At 34.9% G+C, this 22,131-nt stretch carries 19 protein-coding genes; 10 read left to right on the top strand and 9 right to left on the bottom strand.

From position 1 onward, the window contains the following. Positions 1 to 94: 94 nt before the first annotated feature. Complete coding sequence (locus NSQ89_RS18185) at positions 95 to 1,525, bottom strand: amino acid carrier protein (RefSeq protein ID WP_144544651.1); 1,431 nt, start codon at positions 1,523 to 1,525, stop codon at positions 95 to 97. A gap of 389 nt (positions 1,526 to 1,914) precedes the next feature. Between NSQ89_RS18185 and NSQ89_RS18180 the strand changes: the two genes are divergently transcribed. After that, positions 1,915 to 2,529: a nitroreductase family protein gene (locus NSQ89_RS18180; protein ID WP_047943867.1), complete on the top strand. Its 615-nt coding sequence runs from the start codon at positions 1,915 to 1,917 to the stop codon at positions 2,527 to 2,529. A gap of 52 nt (positions 2,530 to 2,581) precedes the next feature. Here the strand turns inward: NSQ89_RS18180 and NSQ89_RS18175 are convergent, their stop codons facing one another. Continuing rightward, positions 2,582 to 4,342 carry a flavocytochrome c gene (locus NSQ89_RS18175; RefSeq protein ID WP_341132991.1) on the bottom strand — a complete coding sequence of 587 codons (1,761 nt, stop codon included), beginning with the start codon at positions 4,340 to 4,342 and terminating at the stop codon, positions 2,582 to 2,584. Between the two features lie 220 nt (positions 4,343 to 4,562). Here NSQ89_RS18175 and NSQ89_RS18170 point away from each other — a divergent pair, with 220 nt between their 5' ends. Further along, positions 4,563 to 5,387, top strand: coding sequence for an aldo/keto reductase (locus NSQ89_RS18170; protein ID WP_095329875.1), 825 nt, complete (start codon positions 4,563 to 4,565; stop codon positions 5,385 to 5,387). A 71-nt stretch (positions 5,388 to 5,458) separates the two neighbouring features. Here NSQ89_RS18170 and NSQ89_RS18165 read toward each other — a convergent pair whose 3' ends face one another. Then, a complete protein-coding gene (locus tag NSQ89_RS18165; protein ID WP_123258284.1) occupies positions 5,459 to 6,181 on the bottom strand; it encodes a 3-ketoacyl-ACP reductase in 723 nt (240 codons plus the stop codon). A 335-nt stretch (positions 6,182 to 6,516) separates the two neighbouring features. Here NSQ89_RS18165 and NSQ89_RS18160 point away from each other — a divergent pair, with 335 nt between their 5' ends. Beyond that, a complete protein-coding gene (locus NSQ89_RS18160; RefSeq protein ID WP_251688198.1) occupies positions 6,517 to 7,188 on the top strand; it encodes a YdeI/OmpD-associated family protein in 672 nt (223 codons plus the stop codon). 459 nt (positions 7,189 to 7,647) lie between these two features. Beyond that, positions 7,648 to 7,920 (top strand): hypothetical protein, encoded by a 273-nt coding sequence (locus tag NSQ89_RS18155; RefSeq protein WP_095320756.1) that lies wholly within the window; start codon positions 7,648 to 7,650, stop codon positions 7,918 to 7,920. On the opposite strand, the gene NSQ89_RS18150 is transcribed toward NSQ89_RS18155, so the two are convergent. Then, a complete protein-coding gene (locus NSQ89_RS18150; protein WP_341132990.1) occupies positions 7,913 to 9,154 on the bottom strand; it encodes an MFS transporter in 1,242 nt (413 codons plus the stop codon). The two genes, NSQ89_RS18155 and NSQ89_RS18150, sit on opposite strands and share 8 nt — an antisense overlap. A 51-nt stretch (positions 9,155 to 9,205) precedes the next feature. After that, positions 9,206 to 9,673, bottom strand: a complete 468-nt coding sequence (locus tag NSQ89_RS18145; protein WP_047943620.1) for a hypothetical protein — start codon at positions 9,671 to 9,673, stop codon at positions 9,206 to 9,208. A gap of 184 nt (positions 9,674 to 9,857) precedes the next feature. On the opposite strand from NSQ89_RS18145, the gene NSQ89_RS18140 reads away from it, so the two are divergent. The 5 genes from NSQ89_RS18140 to NSQ89_RS18120 all read left to right on the top strand — a co-directional run bounded on the left by NSQ89_RS18140 (position 9,858) and on the right by NSQ89_RS18120 (position 16,976). Further along, positions 9,858 to 11,132 (top strand): ATP-binding protein, encoded by a 1,275-nt coding sequence (locus tag NSQ89_RS18140; RefSeq protein ID WP_341132989.1) that lies wholly within the window; start codon positions 9,858 to 9,860, stop codon positions 11,130 to 11,132. A gap of 165 nt (positions 11,133 to 11,297) precedes the next feature. Next, the gene (locus NSQ89_RS18135) at positions 11,298 to 12,488 is read left to right on the top strand and encodes a MalY/PatB family protein (RefSeq protein ID WP_095258414.1); all 1,191 of its coding nucleotides are present in this window, start codon (positions 11,298 to 11,300) and stop codon (positions 12,486 to 12,488) included. Positions 12,489 to 12,945: 457 nt separating this feature from the next. Continuing rightward, on the top strand, positions 12,946 to 14,280 hold the full coding sequence (locus NSQ89_RS18130; RefSeq protein WP_061798074.1) for a polysaccharide pyruvyl transferase family protein: 1,335 nt from the start codon (positions 12,946 to 12,948) through the stop codon (positions 14,278 to 14,280). Positions 14,281 to 14,552: 272 nt separating this feature from the next. Beyond that, positions 14,553 to 15,908, top strand: a complete 1,356-nt coding sequence (locus NSQ89_RS18125; protein WP_341133172.1) for a polysaccharide pyruvyl transferase family protein — start codon at positions 14,553 to 14,555, stop codon at positions 15,906 to 15,908. 207 nt (positions 15,909 to 16,115) lie between these two features. Then, positions 16,116 to 16,976 carry a hypothetical protein gene (locus tag NSQ89_RS18120; protein WP_144579418.1) on the top strand — a complete coding sequence of 287 codons (861 nt, stop codon included), beginning with the start codon at positions 16,116 to 16,118 and terminating at the stop codon, positions 16,974 to 16,976. Between the two features lie 68 nt (positions 16,977 to 17,044). On the opposite strand, the gene NSQ89_RS18115 is transcribed toward NSQ89_RS18120, so the two are convergent. The 4 genes from NSQ89_RS18115 to NSQ89_RS18100 all read right to left on the bottom strand — a co-directional run bounded on the left by NSQ89_RS18115 (position 17,045) and on the right by NSQ89_RS18100 (position 21,551). Further along, positions 17,045 to 18,988, bottom strand: a complete 1,944-nt coding sequence (locus tag NSQ89_RS18115; protein ID WP_172864972.1) for an FtsX-like permease family protein — start codon at positions 18,986 to 18,988, stop codon at positions 17,045 to 17,047. Then, entirely contained in the window at positions 18,975 to 19,739 is a 765-nt protein-coding gene (locus tag NSQ89_RS18110) for an ABC transporter ATP-binding protein (protein WP_144544671.1), read from the bottom strand. Before NSQ89_RS18110 ends, NSQ89_RS18115 begins: the two co-directional genes overlap by 14 nt. 124 nt (positions 19,740 to 19,863) lie before the next feature. Continuing rightward, on the bottom strand, positions 19,864 to 20,865 hold the full coding sequence (locus NSQ89_RS18105) for a sensor histidine kinase (RefSeq protein WP_336045267.1): 1,002 nt from the start codon (positions 20,863 to 20,865) through the stop codon (positions 19,864 to 19,866). Beyond that, positions 20,862 to 21,551: a response regulator transcription factor gene (locus tag NSQ89_RS18100; protein WP_144579682.1), complete on the bottom strand. Its 690-nt coding sequence runs from the start codon at positions 21,549 to 21,551 to the stop codon at positions 20,862 to 20,864. The genes NSQ89_RS18105 and NSQ89_RS18100 overlap by 4 nt, the downstream gene beginning before the upstream one ends. A gap of 191 nt (positions 21,552 to 21,742) precedes the next feature. Between NSQ89_RS18100 and NSQ89_RS18095 the strand changes: the two genes are divergently transcribed. Beyond that, on the top strand, positions 21,743 to 21,928 hold the full coding sequence (locus NSQ89_RS18095) for a hypothetical protein (protein ID WP_141232341.1): 186 nt from the start codon (positions 21,743 to 21,745) through the stop codon (positions 21,926 to 21,928). The last annotated feature ends 203 nt before the right edge of the window (positions 21,929 to 22,131 follow it).

Genomic DNA, 22,131 nt, shown 5'->3' with positions numbered 1-22,131 from the left:
TCTTTTTGCAATGAATTTAAACTATAAATCTTTAAAACCGAGAATCAAAACTAGGCTGCCAATTTTGACAGCCTAGTCTATTTATCTTTAATATTTAAATGACTTGTTTTATCGATTTTTTCTTTCGCAAAGGCCATGCTTCTACTCCTCTAAGCCCCTTAATATCATCTCGAAAGAATACAGGTTCTTTTCCTAGTTTTCGTTGTTTCATATAATGATCAAGTGCTTTAAAGGCAATTGGCCCAAGAATTGCTATGGCAACAAGATTAATAAGAGCCATGATTGCCATCGTGAAGTCAGCTAAATCCCAAACAATTTGCAAACTAGCTACAGCACCAAACATCACCATTCCTAGAGCTATTACGCGATAGAAGATTAAGAACCCCTTGCTTTTACTAATAAACGACAGGTTAGCTTCCCCGTAGTAGTAGCAGCCAATGATGGAAGTAAAGGCGAATAGAAATATGGCAATGCCGAGAAATACTCCACCCCAAGCACCAAAATGCTCTGCCATTGCTGCTTGTGATAATTCAATGCCTGTTAAACCTGACCCATACGCATCTGAGGTAAGAATAATAAACGCTGTTGCAGAACAAACGAGTAAAGTGTCAAAAAACACTCCGAGGGCCTGGATAAACCCTTGTTTTGCTGGGTGGGATACAGATGCTGTTGCAGCAGCGATTGGATCTCCACCAATTCCAGCTCCGTTAGAGAATAGACCTCTTTTCACGCCATTCATAATAGCAGCAGCAATTCCGCCACCCACTACCTGTTCAATACCGAATGCACTTTTAAAAATTAATACTAAAACATGAGGAATCTCTGTAATATTGGTGATTACTACAAAGACTGCAAGGAGAATATAGCCTAAGGCCATAAAGGGAACGATAAGAGATGAAATATCAGCAATACGTTTAATACCGCCAAATACAACTAAACTTGTGAGAATGACTAAAGCAATTCCGGCAATGACAGGACTGATGCCAAATGAGTTTTCTAATGCAACTGCAATGGTATTACTCTGTACGGCATTGAAGGTAGTACCATATGAAAGAATCATCATGACAGCAAAAAGTGCACTCATCCACTTTTTGTTCAGTTGTTTTTTCATATAGTAGGCAGGACCACCTTTGAACCGTCCGTTGTCTTTTGCCTTATAAATTTGCGCTAGCGTATTCTCTACAAAAGAGCTAGCGCTGCCGAGAATAGCTACCATCCACATCCAAAATACTGCTCCAGGTCCTCCAATTGCTAAGGCAATGGCTACTCCTGCAAGATTGCCTGTACCAATTCGAGTACCTGCCCCTACGAAAAATGCTTGTAGAGAAGAAATTTGTTTTTTCTCTGTGTGTTCAGGTGGCTTCTCTTTTACCTTTAGTAAGCGGAACATTTCCTTTACATGCCTGATTTGTGCAAATTTAGATCCTATGGTGAAATATATTCCGAGGCCGAGCAAGACGACTATCAAAACATACCCCCACAGTACTGTATTTCCACTTGCGATTAACTTTTCAATAATATTCACGCAACCCCTCCCCAAAATTTTATGGTTTCGATTATCTCGAAAAATGTTGGTCCTGTCAAATAAAATTGGCCATTATCACTGTCAAAAAACACAAAAGGGAATTTTTGGGATGATATGTATCCCTTGTTATTACTAATATCGAAGCCAATTAACTAAATAATTAAATTTTTTAAAAAAATTTCGGATACTAAGGATAAATGGGTGTTTTTGTGGACCAGTATAGCGTCTAATTTTATCTGTATGCGTTAGTAAATTATTTTGTTAATAAAACATTTATTAATAGCCTATATCCCATTGAAAAAGAATAAAATCATCATCTTTGACAATCTTTACTTACTAATGGTAAGTTGGTTCTAGAAAACAATTAACTAATTAGTTGGAGGAAGAATATGTCTCATTTAGAAGAAATAATGAAAAGCCGTAAATCGGTAAGAGTGTATGATTCAGCTCATAAAATAGAAAAAAAGGAACTGGAAGAAATTTTAACATTAGCAACAAGTGCACCATCTTCTAGTAATTTGCAGTCTTGGAGATTTATTGTGATTCAAGATCAAGAACTAAAAAAAGAGTTAAGAGAAATTGGCAATAACCAAGCGCAAATAGAAGATTCCTCAGCGATTATTGCTGTGTTAGGAGATACAGAAGCTTATAGAAATGTGGAAGAAATCTATGAAAAAAATGTTTCCCTTGGCTATATGGATCAATCTATTGCAGATAGAACGGTTAATAATACGCTAAGTTTATATCCCAATCAACCAAAACAAACATTAGCACAAATTGCTAGCTATGATGCAGGCTTAATTTCCATGCAGATTTTACTGCTAGCAAAAGAACGAGGGTATGATACCGTTATAATGGGCGGTTTTGATAAAGATGCATTTGCGAAACGTTTTGAGTTACCAGAAAACCAATTTCCGATTACCCTTATTGCAATAGGAAAAGCAGCTGCACCAGCTTTTAATACTAGCAGAATGCCGATAGAAAAAATTGCGAAATTTTACTGATTGAGAGAGAAAAAAGTGCCTTGATTCTAAAAAGAAAGAAGGCACTTTTTTGTTATTTTATTTCGATTGCAGAGGTTTCACCAGCTATACGGCCAAATACGATAATGTCAGCAACAGCATTTCCACCAATTCTATTTCCACCATGAACACCACCAGTAACTTCACCTGCAGCATACAGTCCTTTAATGATATTTCCTTGTTTATCTAAAACATGAGTTTTTGTATCAATTTTTAATCCACCCATAGTATGATGAATACCTGGAGTTACGGGAATTATATAGTATGGACCTTGTTCTAACGTTTGAGTTAGATGGACTCTGTCAAATTCTTCGTCTTTTTTATTTTTAACGTATTTTGTATAATTTTTTAAAGTAGAAGCAAAGGTACTGCTATCTATTCCTGCTGTCTTTCCCAAAGCTTCTATTGTTTCTCCTTTTGTAGCATAGCCATCTTTAATATATCCTGCTAATGAGGCGTTTTCATCAGCCATTTCTTGGTTTACGACGAGATATGCAACTTTATCTGCCTGTGCCAAAATATTTTTCGAAACAACATCACGTGTCAATAATTCATTGGTAAATCTTTTTCCTTCTTTATTTACTAAAATGGCTCCGTCCCCGCGTAATCCTTCTGTAAATAAATAGCCTGTTTCTGGATCGGTTGTTGGGTGTATTTGTATCTGATCCATATCTACGAGGTCAGCCCCAGCCTTTTCTGCCATAACAATTCCTGATCCTGTTGCTCCTGCATGATTTGTTGTTGAGAAACCTTTCAGATCTTTATTGTATTTAATAACCATTTCAGCATTTGCCCCAAAACCACCTGTTGCTAAAATAACAGATTTTGCATTAACCGTGAATGAATTCCTATTTTTATCGGTAGCTTTTACTCCTACAATTGCTCCATCTTTTTTTATTAAATTATCAGCTGTAGTATTTAATAAAATGGGAGTATTTAATTCTTTCAATTTATTGGATAGAACCTCTACAATAACAGGACCAACTGGTGATCCATCTGCTGGCTGATGAATTCTTGGGTTTGTTTGTCCACCAGATAATGTTACCTTTGTTAAACCTGCTCCCATATCATTTAGCCATTTCAGTGCATCAGGAGCATTATCTACTAGTGTTTGTAGTAGTTTTGGATCATTTAAGTTTTTGCCGCCTTTCATCGTATCGTCAAACCATGTTTGTTTGTCGTCTTTAATTCCATCCGCTTCTTGGTATTTGGTGCCTGCCACATTCATTCCACCTGTTGCTTTATTTGTGTTTCCACCAATGATAGGCATTTGCTCTAAAATGACAACAGACTTACCAGCTTCGCTAGCCTTCACGGCTGCTGCAAGTCCTGCACCACCTGCACCTACTATAGCGACATCAACATCTAAGTCTTCCTGCTTTTGCTCTTCTACAATGACTTTATTTGCAGCATCTTTTAAGGCTTTCATATCGGCTCCCGACTTTTCTAACGCCTTTGTAACAGCTTCAATAATTCCGTTACTAGATTCACTTGCGCCTGATACAACATCCACTGCTAAACTTTGTGAGGAGATAATATCATTGGTTAATTGAGTAGTTGCCCCATCACTAATACTGCCTGTTTCTCCGTCTGCACTGATTTCAATTTTCTCAATCTTATCTTTTGAAACTGTTACTGTAGCTTTAATTTCTCCTCCATGACCAGTGGAAATGCCTTCGTATGTTCCCGCTTTAAACTTTGCTTTTTCTTCTGTATTCGTATTGTTACTACAACCTGCTATTATCAGCATAAATATAGCTAGAAGAACAAATGCTATACTAGAAGATCTTTTCATAAAAATTTTCCCCTCTCTCTATATATATTGTTCATTATTTCACAATGTCTATCATAAAGAACATGCTCAACTACTAGCTATCAAAATAATAATGTTCAAAATAAGTTCATAAGTATGTGGAGAATTTGTGAATCTTTAAAGGATAAGGAAATCGTACTTTTTGTAATTTATTTCTATTCGCGCTAAACTAAAAGAGAATTCGAAAAAGGAGTGTGGAAAGATGAATGTTGTTACATTAAATAATGGCTTAAAAATGCCTCAACTGGGGTTTGGCGTATGGCAGGTTCCAGATGAAGAAGCGGCTGTTGCTGTCAGCACTGCTTTTAAAGTAGGCTATACTTCCATTGATACAGCGATGGTATATCAAAACGAAGCAGGTGTAGGAAAAGCAATTAAAGAATCTTCTATTCCACGCGAAGAGTTGTTTATTACAACAAAAGTGTGGAACAGTGATCAGGGCTATGAGAATACACTAAGAGCATTCGATGAAAGTTTAGAAAGATTAGGGCTTGATTACGTCGATCTTTATTTGATTCATTGGCCAACCCCACAATTTGATGAGTATGTGGATACATATAGAGCACTAGAAAAATTATATAAAGATGGCAGAGTCAAGGCTATTGGTGTTTGTAACTTTGAAATTGAACATTTAGAGCGCATTTTAAATGAATGTGAGGTTAAACCTGTTTTGAATCAGGTAGAATGTCATCCATATTTAGCGCAAAATGAGTTAAAGGAATTTTGCGCAAAGCATGATATTTTTGTAGAAGCGTGGAGCCCGCTTGATCAAGGGGGAGAAGTTCTTCAGGATGAAGTCATCACACAAATTGCAGAAACAAAAGAAAAGTCACCAGCACAAGTAGTACTGCGTTGGCATTTGCAAAATAATACGATTGTTATTCCGAAATCAGTGACACCATCTCGCATTGAAGAAAATTTCCATGTGTTTGATTTTGAATTAACAGAGGAAGAAATGAAACAAATTAATGAGCTAAACCGCAATAGAAGAAAAGGTCCACACCCAAATGATATGAATAACCGATAAGGAAAGAAAGGGAATAATGCTGCTATTAAATATAGCAGCACTATTCCCTTTTCCAGTTATATCTATTGGTATTAGAACGGGTTTGTTCCTAGTACTGTAGCTGTTTTTACATAGATTCTTGGATGCAGCTTTAATTGAGAAACAATCAGTTCTGCGATATCCTCTGGCTGCATGTATTTCTCTGCATCACCTTTGATTAAATCTGTTTTAACAGCAAGCTCTGTTGCAACTGTACTTGGTGTTAAGGAAGTAACACGAATATTATTTCTGCGTACTTCTTGTGCTAATGATTCTGTCATTCCGATTAAACCGAATTTAGAAGCACTGTATGCACTGGAAGTAGCAGCGCCATTTAAGCCATTTGTAGAAGAAATATTGATAATATCTCCGCCATTTTTTTCGATTAATTGTGGTAAAACTGCCTTTGTTACATAATATGGTCCCATTAAATTTACGTCGATGATTTGTTTCCATTCTTCTGGGTCCATATCTAAAAGAGATTGGAATTTACCAATTCCAGCATTATTGATTAAAATATCTGCTTTCCCTAGTTCGTTTGTTAAAGTAGAAATTGCTTGTTCTACTTCTTCTAAAGAGGATACATCAACTGTTGCATAAGCAGCTTTTACGCCAAGTGCTTCCACTTCTTTGGCTACTTCTTGTAATGCGCCTTCTGTACGAGCAAGTAAACCAATATTTACACCTTCATTTGCTAGTGCAACTGCTACTGCTTTTCCTATCCCTCTTCCAGCTCCCGTAATGAAAGCTACTTTTCCTTTTAAAGATTGTGCCATTAAAAGCAACTCCTTCCAATCATTGTTCAGTAAATAATACTTTGTCTATTTTAAGATTTTCTGCAGGTATTAGCAAGAAAGCCGCTTAGAGAAAAGATTTATTATCTATCATTCATATAATTTCCCTTTTCCTTGTTTCCAATTAGAATGATTCTTGCCATCGAACTAATTTTGCCTAATATCCTGTTTATTATCTTTTTTCTGGAAAAAAATATACCTGCTAGAAATAAATAAACTCCATCGGTATTTATTATTTTTGAAAGAGTAAGACAGATAAGTAGTATATTGTTAAACTATTTAAATAAAATACTTAAATGAATAAGAAGGAGAATCCTATGGTAAAAACAATTGTCGATAAATTAAATTTAAAAAAATACAAAAAAATGGCGATTCTAAATCAACCAAATGAATTGAATTACTTTGGAGAATTGGAAGCATATGATACAGAGCTTCAAGATAAATATGATGCTATATTCGCCTTTGTGCTAGACATGGTTGCAATGCGAGAAACGGTTGATAAGATTATACGAACAGATTCGCTGAACAAGAAGGGATACATCTTTTTAGCATATCCAAAGAAAGGAAATAAAGTCTACCCCACTTATATTCATCGGGATGAATTGTTTAAGGGGCTAGATACGGATTCAGATGGATATGTGGGAACGAGTACAATAAAATTTGCGCGTATGGTTGGATTGGATGAAGTATTCACTGTGATAGGTTTAAAAGAAGAGGAAAAAAGGACATTAAAGGCCGCTTCCTCCAAAGCGAGTCAACGTGTCGATGATTATATAGAAAAGATTCAAGCTATCGAAGATGATTTAATAAATACTCCCGAGTTATTAGCCTTTTACCAATCCCTCACACCAGGTTATCAAAAGGAATGGGCAAGATATGTCTATAGTGCAAAACAAGTAGCAACGAGAGAAAAAAGAAAAGCAGAAATGAGGATGATTCTTCAATCTGGTTATAAAAGCAGAGATATCTATCGAAAAGAGCAGGGATAATAGGTTTCAACAGTCTTTTTGATTATCGGTTTGGCTAAATAAACATTTAATCAAATATAACCCCGAATAATTATACGTACACACTAAAAATATTCGTATAATTGTTCGGGGTTTAATTAATTTTAAGAAAAAAGGTCTATGGTGATCAGCCGCAGCCTAAATAGACTTTGCTTTCCATGGGGCGAGCGCCAAGCCTCATCCCAAGTGTTAGACACTATCTACAATTGGAGGTGCAGTTGACTTTAGCCGGGGAGGCTTAGGTTGTTCCTCGAGGTATCGTGTGTCTGTAGTGTAATGGAACGAATTGGTTTCACCACTAAATTAGAAATTGTTATTTTATCTATTATATATTTTGTTTTGTACCAGCCACTCTTCAAATCCTTCTCGTCAAAAAGTATGGCATGACTTTCAAACGATATTCATAGATTAATATATATCTTTTTTGAAGGAGAGGATTATATGCGTTTTGCTAGACTAGCTGATCGTTTTTGGGACGGCATAACTTTGACTAATGTCAATCATAAAGGAATTATTTATCCTTATTTTGTTTTTATGATTACTGCATTTCTTTTTGAATTATTTCTTATAGTGTTAATAGGAATATCTATTTATTACTTCTACCAATGGAAGCATTATCCAAATGCACTCTTTTATATTGGATGCTGCATCCTTTTTTTACTGCTTATCTTGACAACAATATCGATAAAATCTATTTATCTAAGGATTAAATAATTTCCTGCTTTTTACGTAAATAATAATATAAAATGATGCAGCAAATGGAGCATAATAATGATAAAAATGCGATAAACCCATAGCCTGCCTGCTGTCCAATAACACCATTACTTGTATAAAACAAACGATTTATCCCATCAATTATGACTCCAATTAGCAGGTTTCCCAACACACTTGCAATTCCCATTAGAGTAACAGTAAAGGTAATGGCTGTACCCGTTCCCTTCGGATACCTTTTGGCAAGTAATGCCATTACAGTTGGGTAAATGGGGGCAATTCCTATTCCAGCGATAGCAAAAAGAATCGCACCTTTTTCGCCAATGATAATGCCAGCAAAACTGCAAATGCCGGAAAAGGCAGCGAAGATCATGATGGATAGTGTATAGCCGATTTTATCTGTTAGTGGGCCAAGGAATAACCTTGAAAGCATAAAAAATAGAAAAAACATAGATAACATACCTGAAGCTGTTTCCACATTCCATGAATACGCTTTAATTAAAAAGTTTACTAACCAGCCTCCGACAGCCAATTCAGATACCACCCCAAAGGAAAGTATCATGACGATAAGCCATGCAGCTGGATCGCGAAGTAAAAATCGATATGACACTGATTCATCATCACTAGTTTCCTCTTCAGGAAATTTGCCGAAGATAGAAGGGATGATAGGGAGAAGGGCTAAAAGCAGCACAATGAAGTACATTCCTCGCCAGCTTAGTTCCTCGCCAGCTATTGTCCATTTCATCATCCAAGAGGCGATAATCGGCGCAAACATTGAGCTTAATCCATAGAAAAAATGAGCGAGATTCATCATAAATCCAGTATTTTTTGTGAAAATTCGCGCTGCCATTATCCCCAGTCCGATTTCAAGCATCCCATTTCCAATATATAAAAGGAAATAAGAGGAAGAAAGGGTGAAATATTTTTCGGAAAAATAAAGACAAATACCTGAAAGAGCCATTGCTGCGAAAGCAACAATACCAGTCCATTTGATGCCAATTTTATTGGCTAAAGCGGCAGTAAAGGTACAAGCAATTAAATAGCCAAGTGAATTGATAGCAAGCAAAAATCCTATTTGTGACTCACTTAAAAGAAAATCTGCTTGAATGATAGGGATAGCGGGTCCTTTAACGTTCTCTGATAATCCGAAAATGAGGAACCCGCCAAAAATAATAGCAAGTAAAACAGAATAATTAATTTTAGAATGTTTCTTACTAAAAGCAATCAAGCGATTCATAGGTATCCTTCCTTTATCTTCAAAAATGTAACCAACGAGTTATGAAGACTATTATTTATGATAACGTGATTGGCGAGATGGAAGATTGGTATTTTCGTTTGAATGATTATTCGTATCCACATGATTGTTTTTTTTGCGAAGGATTTTTTTAATTCCTTTAAACAATAAGGTAATAACTAAATATATTCCGAAAAATAGGAGGAATCCATTAATTCCGGCCACTGCATCTGCAAACTCCATATTTCCCCGCCCCGTAATTCCTTGCTGGATTTCAATTGCAAATACCAATACAAGGATGAGTGTAAACGTATATATAAAAGAAATGCTCTTGATGCTCCAAGCAGCTAACCGTTTAAAAATAAATTGAACAATAAAGAATGAAATAATCCCAATAAGGCCGATAATCCATAAATGTAAATCTTTGTCTGAGGCTTGCCAACCCAGAATGGCAGCAGCATCCATAATAATATCATGAAGAATATTAACAATCTCTGCGGTAATTTTAAAAAAGTCTCCCATTGTGTCCCTCCCCTTTAATGTTTCCTTTCATTAGATTATACTGGACGATAGAAAATAATAAAACAAGCAATCAATTATTCTATTATTAGCAAATGCGCTTCTAGTTAAAAAATGGTAAGATAGGATAAAAGATGTTCATTAAGACGAACGTATATAGAAATTATACTTTGAAGGGGCAATGTCTATGCTGCTTTGGAATCGTAATAGGCAAATAAAAACATGGGGACAAATTACGTTAGTAACGATCTCTATATTATTTACTACTTATCAATTTGTTATAAAGCATGAACCTTTTTTCAATATTGATTTTTTCCTGTTTACGATCTTAGCATGGATTGTTGGCTGGAGGTATGATCTGTCCAAATACTATGAGAAGAAGGCAAAGGATAGTGAAGAAAGCTATCGACTCCTAATGGATTCCTTACCAGAATCCATATTTATTCAATCCTTAAGAGAAAACAAGTTAGTCTATGTCAATCATGCTGCTGTTAAAATGATGGGAGCATCTAGCGGCCAAGAGTTAATTAATCGATCATTTGGAGAGTTTGTCACAGCAGATTATATGGAACGGTGGAAAATGCGTCTGAATATTGCCTTAGAGAAAAAGAAACCGCTCTCTCCTATTGAATACAAAATGAAACATGTGGATGGAAATGATTTTTTCTATGAGGCGTCCTGTTTAGCGATAATGTTAAATGGGGAAGATGTGATATTATCGATAGGAAAAGATATTACAGCTAGCAAAGAGAAAACGATGCATTTGCTCCAAAAGTCAGAAAAATTAGCGATTTTAGGAGAGATGTCTGCAGGAATTGCTCATGAAATTAGAAATCCATTGACCTCGATTAAAGGATTTATTCAGCTAGCGAAGGCAGAAAATCTTAAAAATAGATACTTTGAAATTGTATTGTCAGAAATCGAAAGAATTAATGGGATTGTTGGCGAGTTGCTTTTTCTCGCTAAACCTACGGCGGATGTTTTTTTAGTTAAAGATATTCGTAATATTATTAAAGACGTTATTACATTAATACATACTCAATTAAGCTTACATAATATTCAAATTAAAGAAGTATATGAATGGGATATTCCAATGATTTTATGTGAGGAAAAGCGCCTAAAACAAGTGTTTATTAACTTGCTGCAAAATGCTATAGAAGCTATGCCACAGGGTGGATATATTTCTATTAAGGGTACGTCTCTCCAGGATGGTAATATTTCGATAGAAATTATGGATCAGGGAGTAGGTATTCCGGACGAGAGATTAGAAACATTAGGTGAACCATTTTTTACAACGAAGGAAAAAGGGACTGGTCTTGGTTTAATGACCTGTTTCAAAATCATTGAAAGTCATAATGGCAGTTTGAGCTTCCAAAGCGAATTAGACAAAGGAACAAAGGCAATCATCGTCTTTCCAGCAGCTACACAAGATACATTACTTGGTACAGTTTCTAAAGGATAATAAAAGCAGATGTAAACCTCCGCAAAAATAGTGGGGGTTTATTTAGATAAAGGAAGTAAGTTTGACTGAAAAGGGAAAACTGTAGATGTTAAAGATTCCAGTCGAGTTTTTTTCTAACGCTCCATGTTATAATGACTTCAAAATAGCAAAAGGATGGTGGATGTAGTGATTAATAACTTTGATGAAGTGGTAAATCGACGAAATACTTATTCGATTAAATGGGACGGTGGAAAAATTATTAAGGAGATGGGACTTACAGAGCGATATGATGAAGAGACAATCCCCTTATTTACAGCAGATATGGATTTGCCTGTACCACAAGCATTAGTAGATGCATTACATAAAACGGTTGATAATCGCATATATGGCTATTCTATTTTTCCTGATGAGTACTATGAAGCAATTCAGCATTGGTTTAAAAAAAGACATAATTGGGAGATAGATAGAGAATCTATTGTCTATAGTCCAGGAACAGTTCATGCAATTAATATGGCAGTGCGTGCTTTTACAGAAGCTGGCGATGGTGTAATTATTCAACGCCCAGTTTATCCGCCGTTTACTTCGGCAATTGAAGGAAATGGCAGAGTGGTTCGGAATAATGCGTTACTTCAAGACGAAGAAGGGTATTATACCATCGATTTTGCTGATTTTGAAGAGAAAGCAAAGGAAGAATCAACGAAGCTGTTTATTCTTTGTAACCCCCATAATCCAACTGGTCGCATTTTTACAGTAGAAGAACTAAGTCGTTTAAATGAGATTTGTGTAAAACATAATGTGTTAATTATTGCAGATGAAATTCATGGTGATTTAATTAGACGTACACAGAAATTTACTCCAATTGCGATGGTTGCAGATAATCAGGATCATTTGATTACATGTACGGCAATTAATAAAACTTTTAATGTGGCAGGACTTCACTGCACTAATTTAATCATTCCAAATGTGAAGCTGCGCAATGCGTTTAATAAGGAAATGGGTCACCAATTGGCATCTCCTTTTACAATTTCTGCGCTTATTGCGGTTTATAAGGAAGGAGAAGAATGGCTGGAGGAATTGAAGGAATATATTGACGGAACCATGGAATGGGTAAAAGCCTACATCGATGAACATATGCCAAAAGTGAAAGTGACAATACCAGAAGGAACCTATATCATGTGGATGGACTTCAGCGGATATGGAATAACACCAGAAGAAGTACATGAGCGTATTTATCATAGAGCCAATGTTTTACTAGAAGATGGCAGTATGTTTGGAGAAGAAGGAATTAATCATCAACGAATTTGTATTCCTTCCCCAAGACCGATTATAAAAGAAGCTATAGAAAGAATTGCAAGAGAGTTCGCTGATTTAATATAAAGATCCGTTTTGACTAAAGAATCTAATGAAGAAAAGATATATTTCAACTGCAGGGAAGAGCAACTACTTTAACCTTAAGTGAAAAAATGTTTCTTTTCTAATCAGATTCTTTTTTGTTTGGACTATATTGTAAAGTTTTGTTAGGCATAGGAAAGGGTAAGAAATAATCGGTTAGTATTATTTCTTTTGATTTTTAACAAAAGAACCTAGTATTTTGATAATGATTCTTTATTATTAATCATTTATTAATGTTACTGCTGTATAGAATTTAAAAAAGTGCCAATGATGATATTATATATTTAACTTGAATAGGTTAGTAGTCATTGTAAGATGTGGCAATACAAATTTTTGGAGTAAAACAGGGCTTTCAGTTGAATCAGAAATATAGAATTTTTATGATAGGCTCATAATAAAATTCCATATTTTTTAATTTGTGGTTACAGAAAGGGTTAGGAAAATGAAGAATATATTGATTAGATCAGGGATGTCACCACTTGATATTTTTGATGCATCATACATACTAAACAACAATTCGATTGGAGGAAATGTTGGAAACCTAATTTACCAATATAGTGTTTACCGTACATTAATGACGGAGGATACAAACATTACGCCAGATTACTATGATTATGATCCATCAAGAGCAGATGAAATCAATGAAGAGTATGATTGTTATGTCATTCCCTTGGCAGATGCATTTCGAAAGGAATTTGTACCGACTTTACGAAAATACACAGAGTTAATCAAAAGATTAAAGATTCCAGTCTATGTCATTGGAGTAGGACTGCGTGCTCCTTTTGAGCCAAAATTAAATGAAGGTTTTCCATTCGATGAGGATGTAAGAGCATTCATTAAGGCTGTTTTAGAAAAGTCAACAATCATTGGGTTACGTGGTGAAATTACATCAAAATATTTAACTGGATTAGGGTTTAAAGAAGGAGTAGACCATACAGTTATTGGCTGTCCTTCCATGTATACCTTTGGTCGAGAATTGAACATTCGAGAAACAACTATAACGAAAGAGTCAATGGTCTGTGTGAATTCCTCTCGAATCTCTCCAAAAAATGTCCTTGATTTCATTACAAGAGGGATGGAAGAGTTTCCGAATTATTATTTTATTCCACAGTGGCTTAAAGAATTAAAATTAGTGTATTTAGGTGCGCCTGCAATAGCAAAAGACAGCACAAACTATCCGGTGAAAATTTCTGATCAAGCCTATAAGAATAATAGAGTTCGTTTCCCTCTGAATGCTCCAACTTGGTTTGATTTTATAAGCCAAGCAGATTTGAGCTTCGGAGCAAGATTACATGGAAACATAACAGCAACAATCTCTGGAACACCGAGTATTATTATTCCAAAAGATGCTCGGATGAGAGAATTGGCAGAATACCATCAACTTACATATGTAATGGCAAAGGAAATTAATGAGAAAACAAGATTATCGGATTTGATTGAGCAGGTAGACTTCCAACAGCCTGCAAAGCGACAAGGTGAAAATTTCGATCATTATATTGATTTCTTAAATAAAAATAAAATAGATCATATTTATAAAGACACAAATCATCCTGAACGAATACCATTAGAAGAAAGATTGACGGATGTACAATTAAAGCCAATAGAAGTGCCAATAAGTGTATGCAGTATAGAAGAAGCAGTTGCAAGATGGCATAATTTCCATTCAGGAGAAGCTCCACAAATCATGGAGTTGAAAAAGAAAATTAAAAAGCTAGAAGGGCAATTAAATCGAAAATCTGTCAAACTAGTCTTAAAAGCAGCAAACGTATTTAATTAATGGAGAATGAAAGGAAGCATGCACTTTTCTCTTATAAAAAAGGGGCAAGGAATAAGGCTAATCTTCCCTGAATCGCTTGCTTATATAAAAATGTAAAAAAGCACCAAGCTCCATAAAGGTGCTTTTTTATCATTCTAGCAGCAGTGGATTATGTATAAGTATTAGGTTTAAAAGCTATTCATCCTGTCAAAAATATGAAAAAAGCTGATTTCATGAAGACTAAGGTTAAATCAAGAAAAAGTGTTGAAAAAACATGATAGGGAAGAAGCATGATGAAAAAAATATTAATAAGAGCAGGTATGTCACCTTTAGAACCTTTTGATGCAGCAAAAATGATAATGGACAATACATTTGGTGGGAATATCGGAAATCTAATCTATCAATACAGTGTATTTCGGACATTGATGACTAAAGATACAATTATTACACCAGATTATTATACATATGGCCCAGATAGAGCAGATGAAATAAACGAGAATTATGATTGCTATATCATCCCCTTAGCAGATGCCTTTCGAAATGAATTTATTCCATCTTTACGAAGATATACTAAGCTGATTAATAAATTGAAAATTCCCGTTGTCGTCATTGGCGTTGGCTTAAGGGCTCCCTTTGAACCAAAGTTAAACGAAGGATTTCCCTTTGATAAAGATGTAAAGAATTTTGTTAAGGCCGTATTAAAAAAATCTTCTATTATTGGAGTTCGAGGAGAAATTACGGCAAAATATTTAACTCGTTTAGGATTTCGTGAAGGAATAGATCATGTAGTAATTGGCTGTCCATCGATGTATACGTTTGGTAGAGAATTATCTATACGGAATACGCGCGTAACGAAGGAGTCAAAAATCTGCGTTAACTCCTCCCGTCGTTCCCAAAAGAAAGTATTAGACTTCATCGCTAGAGGTATGGCAGAATATCCGAATCACTATTTTATTCCTCAATGGTTAAAAGAATTGAAATTAACGTATTTAGGAGCACCCTCCATTGCAGAAATAAGCAAAAAATATCCAATAAAAATGTCAGACCCTGTATATATGAATAATAGAGTTCGATTCTTTTTAAATGTACCAACATGGTTAGAGTTTATAAAAGATGCTGATTTAAGCTTTGGTGCCCGTCTCCATGGAAATATTGCAGCTACCATTGCGGGCACACCTAGTTTAATTATTCCAAAGGATGCCCGAATGAGAGAATTAGCAGAATACCATCAATTAACCAATCTAATGGCAAATAAAATAACGGGTAAGACTAGCTTATTAGAAATAATAGAGAAAAGCGATTTTCAGTCTCCTGTTAAAGTACAAGGTAGGAATTTTGACCACTTTATTGATTTTCTTAATAAGAATCAATTAGAGCATATATATATAAACACAGTAACACCCTCCACTGTTCCGTTAGATCAGAAGCTAGCAGATATTCAGCTCCAACCACCAGTGAAACCAGTAAGTGGATGTAGCTTAGAGGAAATGGTGGAACGATGGGAGAGATACTATCCATTAGAAAGTAGTCAAAAAAATGGAAGCAAAGTTTTAATTACGAAAGAAAATTTAGTAGCAATTGTAATGGAAAGGATTTTCAAGAAAAAGGAGCAGGTATTTAAGCGATTATCCAAGGTAGTCAGTAAGTAATTAAAATCTCAAGAGAAGAAGGATATAACTATTAGAAAGTGTTTTTTCTTCCCTTTCTAATAGTTATATTTTGTTACGGAATCCTTTAAAAAGATTTTTTATAAAAGATGACGTATTCTTTACCAATAGCCTAAGGATAATATATAATAGAGAGGAAGGAAGTCCCTTTTTAGTGGACTTGCTATTATTTTTTACTAAATTGAAAGGATGATTTTTATTGTTATTCAACAGGCAGTACAAACCGAACTAATTAAAAAGTATTGGGAAATGTATGAAAGTAAGAAAGAGAGGACATATATTGTAAAGCCCTCGATGCCAATTATGTATTTTGGTAATAGTAAGAAATATTTTGAATCCCCTATCCGCATCATTACTGTAGGTCTAAATCCGTCTAGACGTGATTTCCCTGACCCTGACCCTTTCCAAAGGTTTCAATCGATGAAACGAGACCATCACTATCAATTCAATCAACAGTACATTACTGCACTTGACCAGTATTTTGAAAAAGACCCATATAAAGCATGGTATGAGCCTTCTTTTGAACCGTTATTGAATGGAATGAATGCAAGCTTTTATGGTAACAAAGAAAATACGGCATTGCATACAGATATTTGCTCACCGCTTGCAACTAATCCTACCTGGGATAGTTTAAGCAAAGAAGCAAAGAAAGACCTTCAAGCAGAAGGCGTGAAATTATGGCATGATCTTATTGAATACTTACAGCCTGATGTAATCCTCATTTCAGTTGCAGGAGAACATCTCTCAAAAATTCAGTTGGAAACAGAAAGTGATTGGGAGACTGTTTATACGATTCCTAATTCCCGTTATTTAATTAATAGCAAGAAAGTAAAGTTAGCGACTAAAACAGCTGATGTTTACTATGGCAGATCGGCAGAAATTCCATTTGGGCAAGTTTCACCGGAGAATAAGGTGAAGATTGGTGAATATATTAAGGCGATTACGGAGAAAAAAGATCAGCCTATTGATTTTAAAGCCTTTCATCATGCCATTTTAGAATCCGAACAGCGAGATGATGAACTTTTTGGCTGGAACCAAGAAGCAAACTAAAAAAAGGGAATCAGGCTATTGTTTGTCTGATTCCCTTTTTTATTTGACGGATAAGCGATGATGCACTTTTACAATGCCTCGCTAATGATTTTCTTATAATAAATAACGGAGAGAATTCCAAAGATGGAATACAGCAATGCATATAGCCCCATTACAATGAACATTGGTGCCCATAATTCCGATCCAAAGAAGAACCAGCCAGATTTGACAGCGAAATAACTATGAAGCAGGCCAATAAGTAACGGAATCCCAAAGTTAAATAGTTGTTTTGATTTAATGCCGTTTATTAAATCATTCTGTGTATAGCCTAGCTTACGAAGAATGGTATAGTTATACTTTTCTTCTTCTCCTTCATCCATCTGTTTAAAGTAAAGAATACACCCTGATGTGATAAGGAAAGTGAGCCCAAGAAAACCGACAATAAACATCGCTAATCCCATAAATTCTTTTTGAGACTGGCTTGTCTCATAACGTGATAAAGTTTCCTGACTTTCAAAAGTTAGTTTTTGATAAATTTTATCAGCTTCTACAATTTCTTGATTCTTATTAATATTAATCCCAATATAAAGAGAAGAAGGAGACTGAAGACTTTTATCCATATTCTTTTGTACTAAATCAAAGACAGAAGAGTCGACGATTACGGTCATTAGTCCGCCATTAGAAAAATTATAAGGAAGAATGTTTATTTCCTTCATTCCTAAATAATTTAATGGGATGGACTGACCGTTTAACTCCATGGTAATTGAGCCCGTAGATTTTAATTTGATAAACTTTTCTAAGGTAGAACTATATCCATCAAAAAGTACTTCCTTTTTAGATAGATGAACATCTTCTACATAGTCTTCACTAATAACAGGCATCTGTATCTCGCTGGTATCTTGTGTGAATCCATCTGGAATATTATCGAGGACTCCCTTTATATCAAAGATGGTTTGAATAACAGGAATTTTTTCTTCCTTATAAGCAATTCTTTGTTCTTCCAGTCGACTTGTAAAAGCTTCTGCATCTTGGACATTGTCAAAGGCGAAATCGGCTGGAACATTTTGTTTGGCTGTTTTTTCAGCAGAGTAGTAAGATATATAGCTTAAACAAAGAAAGCCTAATGCGAGTGCAGAAACGGTTGTTATAATTGTTAATAAAATAGCATTTGATTTCATCCGAAACATAATACTAGACAGGGAAAGCACTTGATTAATATTAATGTAGCCATTTTTCCCTTTACGAATAAGGTTAAACAAAAAGCTGACAGATCCTTTATAAAAGAGATATGTCCCAATTATGACTAGAGCGAGAATAGAAATCATAGCGAAAAACAATTCATTCATGGATTGAAAGTCGCCATTAAAAAGCTGGGACGAGATGTAATAGCCGCTTATGATAAAAATGATTCCTATAATACCGAGAATCATTTCCCATACAGACATTTTCTTAACTCGTGCTTCTGTTGAAGACGCAACACGGAATAAGGAAAGAATTGTTTGACGCTTAATGAAAATATAGTTCATTAACATAATGAGAACATATATGGCGCAAAAGACAATGACTGTTTGGGCGAGGGCTTCTGGCGAAAAGTGAAGTTTCGCAATGGCTTGGACTCCGGTAACTTTGAATAGAATCATGATGGTTATTTTAGAAAAAGAAACGCCAATAAAAATACCGATAACAATAGATAAAAAATATAAAATGAAATTTTCCAGTGTTAACAAACGGAAAATTTTGCTTTTGGTCATCCCAATTAATTGGAAAAGTCCAATTTCTTTTCCGCGGCGCTTGATAAAAATCGTATTGGCATATAGTAGAAATATCGCAACAATTGCTATTAAAAGAATAGAGGCCGATTTAATCGCAGCGCCACCCTTGACTGAATTCTCAACCTCATTCATCGATGGGTCATATTGTAAGGTTACAAAGGAAAAATAAAGAGATACACTGAATACTAAGGCAAAAATATAAAGATAATAGTATTTTATATTTTTTTTGAGATTACGAATAACAAGATTACTTAAGGTCATTTTGCACACCACCCAAAATTCCCTGTGTTTTGATAATATCTTGGAAAAAACGCTGTCTATCCTGGTCTCCTTTATAAAGCTGTGTATAAATTTGCCCATCTTTAATAAAAACAACTCGATTACAATAGCTTGCAGCGACTGGGTCATGGGTTACCATAAGGATGGTTGCGTTTCTTGTTTGGTTTAGATGACTCAATTTATTTAATAAATCAGAGGCAGACTTAGAATCAAGAGCTCCGGTTGGTTCATCTGCAAATATAATACTTGGTTCATGAATGAAAGCTCTGGCTGCAGATGTTCTTTGCTTTTGACCACCTGATATTTCATTTGGATACTTATCTTTTATTTCGTAAATACCTAATTCCTTCGCTAAAGTATCAAAACGCTGATGTGCCTCTTTTTTGGGCGTTTTTGTAATTGATAGTGGTAAAAGAATATTTTCTTTAACAGTTAAAGTATCTAGTAAATTATAGTCTTGAAAGATAAATCCTAAGTGATTTTTTCGGAATTCTGCTAACTGCTTTTCTTTAAGACGGGTAATTTCCTTCTCTACAATTCGAATAGTTCCTCCACTTGCTTGATCGATAGAAGAAAGAACGTTCAACAAGGTTGTTTTCCCTGAACCAGAGGCCCCCATAATACTGACAAATTCGCCTTTTTGGACGTGTAAATTTACGCCCTTCAGCACTTCTTGACGATTTGTTTTATTGCCATAACTTTTATGGACCTTTGAAGCAATTAAGATATCCATACTCCACACTCCTTTAAATGATAGATTAAGTATACAAAAAGAATTTCATCCAATCCCTCGATTTGACGAACAAATAAAAGAAGCATGTGACATTTTTGTCACGATGCCTCGAAGTCAACATGTTTTAGTAATGAATTTGATTAAATTCATTGTTCTTTGGGAAAGTAAGGGTAAAGGTCGTACCTCTATTTAATTTGGAATGGACGGCAATATTGATTTTGAGTACTTCTGCAATTTTTTGGGATAAATATAATCCCATTCCTGTAGCATAATTATTTTGATGCTTGGAGGTGGAAGTAAAGCCTTTTTCAAAGATTCTTGGTAAGTCTTGCAGGCTTATTCCTATTCCATTATCGGTTATTTCTAAAAAGCTATATCCGTCATTGCCATAGCTTCTTATGATAATATCTGATTCATAACTATATTTAACGGCATTACTTAATAGCTGCCTAATAATAAACGAAAGCCATTTTCCATCTGTTAATATCATCTTTTTCTGCAGTTCAATATCAAAACCGATTCCTTTTTGGATGCACCATGACTGTAATGTTTTTATTTCTTCGAAAAGAACCACTTCGAGATCAACATTTTCTATGTAGAGATCATTTTGAATAAATGAAAAACGTTTTTGGTACAGCTGTTGGTCTAAGAGATGGTGAATTCTTAACCATTCAAATGTCAAGGATGTCTTCATTTTCTGATTTTCAATAGCATCTATTAGTAAACGTAATGCTGTTAATGGCGTTTTTACTTCATGAATCCAAGAAAGCAGTTCATCCTTCTCTAGTTCAAGCTGCTGAAGATTTTGATATCTTTCTGTCTTTAACATGCGAGTTTGGGTTGTAAAGCTATCCGCGATTATTTTTTCAAAAGGTGTTTTTGCTGGCGCTAAGGATGTTAGGTCTAAATCATCTTCTCGAGCAGAAAGGCTTTTATAAAACTTAGTCTCTTTTTGATAGCGGATAAAGCAGAAAATCAGAAACAATAAGATGCTTATAAAGCTAACATATATCATTGAATAAAAAGAAATTGTCTCATCAATAATGGCCATAAATAATTGAAACAGCTGTAAAAAAAGAATAAAGAGAATCCAGCTTCTTTTTTCTATTAGAAATTGTCTGATCATAATGCATCCTCTTCAATAGCCATGTAGCCTTGTCCAACTTTTGTTTCTATATTGCTTCCGAGAGAAAGTTCATCTAGTTTTTTTCGCAAACGATTTACGTTTACTGTTAGCGTGTTGTCACTAACAAAGCGTTTATCGTTCCATAGTTCATTGATAAGATCATCTCTTGATACGATTTTATTTTTTTTGTCTAATAATATTTTTAAAATGAACATTTCATTTTTCGATAGCTCGATTTCCCCATTGACGGAGGTCACTGTATTTTTCTCAAAATCAATGGTGGCACCACACCAAGTTTTCAGAGAAGATTGCTCGATGTTGTAATTATAAACCCTCCGCAAGGTTGCCTGTATTTTTGCAATTAAGACTTCAAAGTGAAATGGCTTTTGTACAAAGTCATCGGCTCCTAGCTGCATCGACATCACCATGTCGGTTGGATGATCACGAGAAGATAGGAAAATAATTGGTACATTAGAGTGGCTTCTAATCATTCGACACCAATGAAACCCATCATATTTAGGAAGCTGAATATCGATAATAACTAAATCGGGTTTCTTTTCTGTAAACTCTTGCATCACTTTATTAAAATCATGAATCCCAATCGCTTCGTAAGACCATTGCTCTAAACGTTCCTTTATTGCCCGGAACAAAGTTTGATCATCTTCGATTAAAAGTATTTTAAACAGGACAATCACCACATCATAATTAGGTTATTATTCACTTCTTTATATGAATAATAAGAAGAGAACTATGGTCATTATATCATTTTAATTCCTAACAAAGGGGAATATAGAAGCGAAAATTAAAAAATTGTGAATATATGGAAGATGTCTGCTGTTATAGTAAAGTGATTTTGACAGATTGGAGTGCAGCATCAGTGATTAAACATGTTGAATCTTTAGAAGAGATTATTCCCATTGTGCCAATTATTAAAGAAGCGGCAATACCAGCAAATCTTTCGATAGCCATTAGTGTTAAAGAAAATTTATCGCTTCTTTTCCTGGAGAGATTATTAATTTACATATCAAATCAAATCAGCCCTTACAGCCTGGTGAATCGTTGAGAGAGACAATTCAGCCTAAAAAACTTAAAGCCGAATCGATGGGAAAAATTGCAGCTATCGGGAAAAACAAGCAGATTCCATTGAACATACAGCCATCTTTATGGAAGAAGTTTTAAAGATGGCTAAAAAGATAAATGACTATTCTAATAAGCTAGAGAATTAGTCTTTTTTAGAGGTTATTATCCATTAACTATTCAATCGCT

This window comes from Niallia sp. FSL R7-0648 (assembly GCF_038007005.1).
GTDB lineage: Bacteria > Bacillota > Bacilli > Bacillales > Cytobacillaceae > Niallia > Niallia circulans.
The sequence above is the reverse complement of the archived record's forward strand: the minus strand, read 5'-3'. Positions and strand labels throughout refer to the sequence as shown.